Consider the following 347-nt stretch of genomic DNA (forward strand, 5'->3'; position numbering starts at 1 on the left):
GGGTAGGTTTGATAAATACTGAGTTGTTATGAATCAGTATTTTAGGGATAAGAGATGAGCAATGTGTTGGTTGATTGTGCTTGGCTAAACGAGCATTTAGATGATAAAGATCTGGTACTGCTTGATGCCTTTATGCTGAAGGTCGTGGGCAAAGAACCTATTGAGTACCCAGAGTTCGTCACCATTCCCGGCGCGTTGCCCTTTGATATTGAAAATGATTTTTGTAACAACGAATCGACGCAGCTGCACGCACTTCCTACCTCACAACAATTTACTGAACAGGTTCAGAAGCTAGGTATTAGCAAGCAAAGTAAGCTTGTGATCTTCGACAATCAAGGCATTTATAG

1 pseudogene is annotated in these 347 nt (G+C 41.5%); it reads left to right on the forward strand.

Annotated features, from left to right (window positions below):
• Positions 1–54: 54 nt before the first annotated feature.
• A pseudogene (locus AB4585_RS29675) lies at positions 55–347 on the forward strand (sulfurtransferase); the annotation flags it as partial.

Source organism: Vibrio sp. 10N.222.49.C9, assembly GCF_041474985.1.
GTDB lineage: Bacteria > Pseudomonadota > Gammaproteobacteria > Enterobacterales > Vibrionaceae > Vibrio > Vibrio crassostreae_C.